Below are 6,138 nucleotides of genomic sequence, written 5' to 3'. Positions count from 1 at the left end.
CTGAAGATGGACAGATGCTGGTCCGTCTCATCGAAGGTGGACAGCAGGCGCGCGACCAGCTCGAAAGTGGAGCCGGAGTCGGAACTCACCGTCGAGGTGCAGGCCCGGGACCTCCAGGGTCCCGCCGAACTGGCCGGCCTGGATGACCTTCACCTTCGTGAAGTAGATCAGCGGGATGTTCAGCGGCGGCGGGTTCTTCGGGTCGAACGTGATCGGGATCAGGCCGAACAGGTTCCCGGAGATGCTCTCCGTGTACATGATCGTCTCGCCGCCGGTGATCGTGGACGTCGTGCCCTTGCCCGCCTGCACGTGGTAGGTCTTCCCGGACGTGTCGTCCTTGACCAGCTGGTGCAGGTCACCGATGTCCGTGCCATCGGAGATCACGTACTTCAGGACCTCCTTGACCGTGCCGTCGGCCGTGCGCACCTTGACGATGCCCTTGTAGTCCGCGCCCTTGAGCGTCAGCGAACTGGCTTCCAGGGTCCACGGGTCGACGGGCAGCCGGATCGAGTTGTCGACGCCGCCCTCGTCGTCGGTGGCGGCCGGGCAGTCGTCCGCGTCGGTCGTCTCGCTCGCCGAGGGGCTCGGGGACGCGGTGGCGTCGGCGGCGGCCTCCGTGGTGTCCTCGGCCGCCTTGGTCGTGTCCTCGGCGGTGTCCTTGAGGACCTCGGTGACCTTCGCGGTCGTGTCCTTGACCGTGGTGGAGTCGGTCGTGTCCTTGCTGTCGTCGGAGCCCGCCTCCGCGCTCGCCGCGGGTGACGCGGCCGGCGTCGGAGTGGCGCTCTCGGCCGTCTCGGTCGACTCCGTGGTCCCCGTGGTCTCCGTCGACTCCGTGGTCGACGTGGACGTCGAGTCGCTCGACGTCTCGCCCGTGAAGATGCCCGTGATCGCGTCGCCGATGGTCTCCAGCAGGCCGCCGCTCTCCTCGGTGGCGCTCGCGCTCGCCGAGGGGGTGGGCGTGGCCGTGTCACTGCCGCCGCCGGTGCTGCCGCTGGACGTCGTCTTGCTCGCGGAGGGCGTCGGTGTCGGCTCGGCCGTGTCGTCGGAACCTGAATCCGACGAATCGTCCGAGGAACCGGAGTCCGAGTCCGTGGCGGTGGCCGAGGGGGACGGCTCCGTCGCCGTGTCCTCGTCGTCGGACGACGAGGAGCTGGTGGACGCGGACGGCGTCGCCGTCGTGTCCGTACCGTCCTCGGTGCCGTCCAGCACCTCGACGCACTTCTGGTATTCGTCGGCCGTCAAGCTCTTCGACGTCGGCTGATCGTCCGCGTTGGCGAGGGTCGGCGTGAACCCCATGCCCATGAGCACCGCGGTCGGCATCGCCGCCAGGGCTATCGCCTTTCCGGCAGGCATGTGGAACCTGGTGAACAGCGGCTTCCTGGGGGCCGCGTGCCGCGGCCCGGTTCTCCCGCGGGACCCGTCCACATCGGTCCCGTGGGTCACCTCGTCAGCCGGCACTGTGCCTCCCGTTCGCCCCGTTCACCGGGCTCGTTCCTGACAGATCGTTCGGCTCGTACGGCTCGTTCAGTTCGTTCGACGCGCTCGGCTCGGCCGCCGCTTCCGCGTCCGCTCCGTCGGCCTCAGCAGCCACAGGGGCCGCAGCGCTCTCGGGCTTCGCGGGCTCTCCGTACTTCGACTCCGGCACACCGGGCGCCCAGGCGATGGCCAGCGCACCGCCGACCATGGCCAGCAGGAAGCCGATGAGGAACCCGCCGAAGTTGGACACCGGGAGGGACACCAGGGCCAGCAGGATCGCGGCGGTGCCGGCGAAGGTCCGTACATGCTTCTGGAACCAGAGGCTGATTCCGAGTACGACGAGCAGCACACCGATGATCAGGGATCCCGCGCCCGCAGTCGTCGACATCGCCATCGTCAGATGGCCGATCTGGAGGCTGTAGTACGGGAAGTACATGATCGGGACTCCGCCGAGCAGGACCAGGAGCCCGGCCCAGAACGGACGGGCGCCCCGCCAGTCGCGGAACTTCCGCTTGAAGACGCGAAGATAGTGCTCGTCCTGCGCGGGCGACTCGGCGTTCATGGAAAACAGCTCCCTGGAGCGGTGTTGCCGTGATGAGTGTTATTGCGGGTGTAGGAGAGCGAGCGGGCGGGGCACCATCGGGCCCCGCCCGTCACTGAGTGCCTAGTAGCACTCGGCGTCGGTGCCCTTCGACAGCTTCATCGAGAGACCACTGAGCTCGAAGGTTCCGGCAGTGGTGGCCCACGCCGTCTGCTTCACGTCGGTGAGCACCGCAGTTTCGGCCTGCTGGGCGAAGCCGAACTTGCTGGCCCGTTCCTGGTCGAGCTCGACCTGCTTGACCTTCGGTCCCTTGGAGATGGCACCGGCTGCCACACCGATGTCGATGCCCTTGAAGACCGCATTGGCCTGCAGGTCCTCGACGTCGATGTACAGGTTCTCGGCCCTGACCGGAGTCGCGCCCCCGCCGGCTTCCAGCCGGAGAGTGACCGAACCCAGAACCGGGATGTTCGGCGTGACCACGGACTGGCACATGTTGGTGATCTTGGCAGTGTCGAACGCCGAGACCGCGACAGGGTGCACGGCATTGCCGGGACCGATGTCAACGGCCCCGTACTGCGAGAACCCCGTACCGTCGAGCTTGTCCGCCGTCACCTTGAACGACTGACCAGACACACTGAACGAAGCGGCGAGAGCACCCTGCGCGAGGGCGACACCTATACATGCCGTGGCGGCGACGCTGGGCACCATCACCACAGCGAACCGCTTCCATCTGGTCCCGCCACGCACTTGGGACTCCATATTTCCTCCTTCTCGGACGTACATCTCCTGGCCCTGACTGCCCCATGACGGCGGCTCAGCCGGGCAGGGATGGGAGAAGTGCTACGTCCTCGGTAAGGAGAGCGCCCGCGCTCACGGCGCGAACAGCGCCCGAATCACCGGCGATCACCCCCGAGCGACAACCACTGGGTCGCGCCTGACACACATCACGCACAACCTTGCCGGACAGGCTCCACCGGAAGGCGAAGACCCCCCTGCCCGAGAGCCGGCGCCACTGCCGCCGACTCTGCCCGGTGGGGACCCAACAACTCCCGGGCGCCCGACTGGCTGCCGGGGTACGGGATAGGACCGAGCGTCGCCGATCGTGGTGCATTCTCGCCGCCCGCACAAGGGGGTTCGTTACTGGCTAGTAACGGGCAGATAACCGAGCAGCGACCCATGGGCATTGCTCGACAACGCTGGGTGGCCCTCACGGGGGTGACAAACCGTCCGCTTCCCGCCCCAAACCCGACAGTGCGACGCCTTCGCCTTACTCCAAGTAACAGCGGCCGCGATTACCAAGATTTGGTAAAGCGCGACCGCATTGGCACTCGATCGGCAAATCCTTCACGCGGGCAACACGCGTCGCGATGTTTAGCGACAGGTCAGACCACTGATCGGGTGCGCGCCCGACACCCGTGGGTCCGACCGGTCAGAACAACGCCCGCGCCAGCGCCCGCCGGGCCGCCGCGACCCGGGGGTCGTCCGCGCCGACGACCTCGAACAGCTCCAGCAGCCGCAGCCGTACGGCGTCCCGGTCGTCGCCCGCCGTACGCCCGACCGTCTCGATGAGCCGCCCGAACGCGTCCTCCACATGGCCGCCCACCAGATCCAGGTCGGCGGCGGCGATCTGCGCGGCCGGGTCGCCCGGCTTCTCGGCGGCGTCCTTGCGCACCTGCTGCGGGTCGAGATCCTGCACCCGCTGGAGCAACTCGGCCTGCACGAGCCCGAGTTTGGCCTCCGTGTTGCCGGGGTCGTCACTCAGTACGTTCTTGTACGCCTGCACCGCACCGCCCAAGTCCCCCGCGTCCAGGGCCTGTACGGCGGCTTCGAGCAGCGCGTCGTACGGACCGGCCGGGACGGCCTGGGGGGCGGGGGCCTGCCGGTCGCCGGGGTCGGCGTCCGCGTCGACGACAAGGCCGGTGAGGCCGAAGCGCTGCTCGGCGACCTGGATCAGCTGATCGAGGGTCTGCCGGATCTGTTGTTCCCCGGCGGCACCCTGGAAGAGGGGCAGGGCCTGCCCGGCGACGACGGCGAAGACGGCCGGGATCCCCTGGACCCCGAACTGCTGCATCAGCATCTGGTTGGCGTCGACGTCGATCTTGGCGAGGACGAAGCGCCCGTTGTACTCGACGGCCAGCCGCTCCAGGACGGGGCTCAGCTGCTTGCACGGCTCGCACCACTCGGCCCAGAAGTCGATGACGACGGGCACCTCGGTGGACCGCTGCAGGACGTCGAGTTCGAACCCGGCCTCATCGACATCGATGACGAGGTCGGCCGGCGAGACGGCCCCTCCGCCACCCTGTCGGGCGGTTTCGGCGCGCGCCTGCTCCGCCTTCGACTTGGCCTCCTGGGCCGCCTTCACCGCGGCGAGGTCGACGACTCCGCTCATGGACATGTTCCGTGGCTGCATGCGTCTATCCTCCCCCGTCCGGCACGCGTATGTGAAAGGCGTCCTGAAAAGCATTCCCACGCTTACGCTACGACTCGTAGCGTAATGGCAGCGATGACCCCACGGGAACCACCCCTCGGTGATCTCCCTCACGACCGCGGCCCCACAGAAACCCCCGGATATGGTCGTCCCATGCAGAACCGCACCCGCGCCAGCCGCACGGGACGCCCCCGCAGCGCCACCGCGGACGCCGCGATCCTGGCGGCGACGCGGGACGCCCTGGTCGAACTGGGCTGGTCCAAGCTGACGTTGGGGGACGTGGCGACGCGCGCGGGGGTGGCGAAGACGACCCTCTACCGCCGCTGGCCCGGCAAGAACGAACTGGTGGTCGACGCGGTCGCCGAACTCTTCGACGAACTCGAACTCCCGGACCGCGGCACACTCGCCGCCGACATCGAGGGCGTCGTGCTCCAGTTCGCGGCGATCCTGGCCCGCCCGGAGGCGAAGAGCGGCCTGATGGCGGTCCTGGCCGAGTCGACCATCGACGACGCCCTGCGGGAACGTATCCGCGTCTCGATCGTCGACCGCCAGAAGCGGTTGGTACTGGAGGGCCGGGCGCGGGCCCAGCAGCGCGGCGAACTCCCGCCGGAGGCCGACCCTTCGGAGGCGGCCCGCACGGTGGACCTGATCTTCGACATGGTGGCGGGAGCGGTGGTGCACCGCACGCTGGTGAGCGCGGAGCCGGTGGACGCGGAGTGGGCGGGCTCGTTCACGAGGATGCTCGTGCTGGGGCTGGGGCGGGCGTGACCTTCCCTTCACTCTTCCCGCCCCTGCGATCTGTGTAGTCAAAACGTAATGAGTGAACACCAGGCCCGTCGGTAGGATCGTTTCGAAATTGTCAACTCGTGCGAAAAATCGGGGAAGAACGTGACGTTGCGAAGAGTCCTCCCGGCTGCCGCTGTGCTGCCATTCCTTTTGGTAATACCCGCATGCAGCAGCGACAGCGATTCCGACAAGGGATCGGCCGCCAAGAAGCCCACGGTGACTGCAACCAAAACCCCGAGCGCTGACATAGAGGCCGCTGCCGAGGCCAAGCGGCTCGGCGCATTGGACACGCCCTCACTGGAAAAGGTCACCCTTTCCGGCAAGAGCAACGGATTCGAGGCGAAGAAGATCGCCACGGCAGAGGTCGCTGCGGGCAAGGACATGAAGGCCGACAAGCCCGAATGCCAGCCGATCGCCAGCCTTGCCGGCGGCTACACGAACATCGAACCGGTGAGCGTGGTGCACCGCTCCCTGGAGCCCACCGAGGTCGAGAACGCCACTGTGGGGTCGATGTGGCTCGCCTCGCATTCCGAGAAGAACGCGAAACAGGTGATGAAGGATTTGCGCACCTCCCTCAAGGAATGCCCGGCCGGGTTCAAGACCCTGGGCCTGACTTACAAGTCGGTGGATCAGCTCAAGGACCCCAACCTCGGCGACGAGGCGGTCGGCTACCGGATCACGGGCGCAGTCGCCAAGCAGTCGGTCCCGATGACGTACACGGTGGTGCGCAGCGGGGGCGTCATCGCCGTGTTCTACGGCGTGAACATGCTGGACGCGAAGAAGGCCGCGATCCCGGAGCCGGTGGTGAAGGCCCAGCTGGAGCGTCTCTCCACCCAGACGGGCTGACGCCGCTTCCGTACGGACGAGAAGGGCCTCCCCGATGCTCGGTGCACCGGGGAGGCCCCCT

At 67.8% G+C, this 6,138-nt stretch carries 6 protein-coding genes; 2 read left to right on the top strand and 4 right to left on the bottom strand.

Annotated features, from left to right (window positions below):
* Nucleotides 1–27: 27 nt before the first annotated feature.
* The 4 genes from ACWCRB_RS37890 to ACWCRB_RS37875 all read right to left on the bottom strand — a co-directional run bounded on the left by ACWCRB_RS37890 (nt 28) and on the right by ACWCRB_RS37875 (nt 4,427).
* A complete protein-coding gene (locus tag ACWCRB_RS37890) occupies nt 28–1,458 on the bottom strand; it encodes a hypothetical protein (protein ID WP_451000394.1) in 1,431 nt (476 codons plus the stop codon).
* Complete coding sequence (locus ACWCRB_RS37885) at nt 1,448–2,038, bottom strand: DUF6114 domain-containing protein (RefSeq protein ID WP_451000393.1); 591 nt, start codon at nt 2,036–2,038, stop codon at nt 1,448–1,450. Before ACWCRB_RS37885 ends, ACWCRB_RS37890 begins: the two co-directional genes overlap by 11 nt.
* Nucleotides 2,039–2,140: 102 nt before the next feature.
* A complete protein-coding gene (locus ACWCRB_RS37880) occupies nt 2,141–2,776 on the bottom strand; it encodes a DUF6230 family protein (protein ID WP_451000392.1) in 636 nt (211 codons plus the stop codon).
* 670 nt (nt 2,777–3,446) lie between these two features.
* Nucleotides 3,447–4,427 carry a tetratricopeptide repeat protein gene (locus ACWCRB_RS37875; protein WP_451000391.1) on the bottom strand — a complete coding sequence of 327 codons (981 nt, stop codon included), beginning with the start codon at nt 4,425–4,427 and terminating at the stop codon, nt 3,447–3,449.
* Between the two features lie 171 nt (nt 4,428–4,598).
* On the opposite strand from ACWCRB_RS37875, the gene ACWCRB_RS37870 reads away from it, so the two are divergent.
* Both ACWCRB_RS37870 and ACWCRB_RS37865 read left to right on the top strand, forming a co-directional pair.
* Nucleotides 4,599–5,213, top strand: a complete 615-nt coding sequence (locus ACWCRB_RS37870) for a TetR/AcrR family transcriptional regulator (protein WP_451000390.1) — start codon at nt 4,599–4,601, stop codon at nt 5,211–5,213.
* A 153-nt stretch (nt 5,214–5,366) separates the two neighbouring features.
* The gene (locus ACWCRB_RS37865; protein ID WP_451000389.1) at nt 5,367–6,077 is read left to right on the top strand and encodes a hypothetical protein; all 711 of its coding nucleotides are present in this window, start codon (nt 5,367–5,369) and stop codon (nt 6,075–6,077) included.
* Nucleotides 6,078–6,138: the final 61 nt, after the last annotated feature.

It is taken from the genome of Streptomyces sp. NPDC002156 (assembly GCF_053593675.1).
This window is presented reverse-complemented; position numbering and strand designations above follow the sequence as displayed.

What these genes read in the sequence shown, in the direction of transcription:
- ACWCRB_RS37885 (WP_451000393.1), bottom strand. Translation starts at nt 2,038, where the DNA reads ATGAACGCCGAGTCGCCCGCGCAGGACGAGCACTATCTTCGCGTCTTC.
- ACWCRB_RS37880 (WP_451000392.1), bottom strand. Translation starts at nt 2,776, where the DNA reads ATGGAGTCCCAAGTGCGTGGCGGGACCAGATGGAAGCGGTTCGCTGTG.
- ACWCRB_RS37875 (WP_451000391.1), bottom strand. Translation starts at nt 4,427, where the DNA reads ATGCAGCCACGGAACATGTCCATGAGCGGAGTCGTCGACCTCGCCGCG.
- ACWCRB_RS37870 (WP_451000390.1), top strand. Translation starts at nt 4,599, where the DNA reads ATGCAGAACCGCACCCGCGCCAGCCGCACGGGACGCCCCCGCAGCGCC.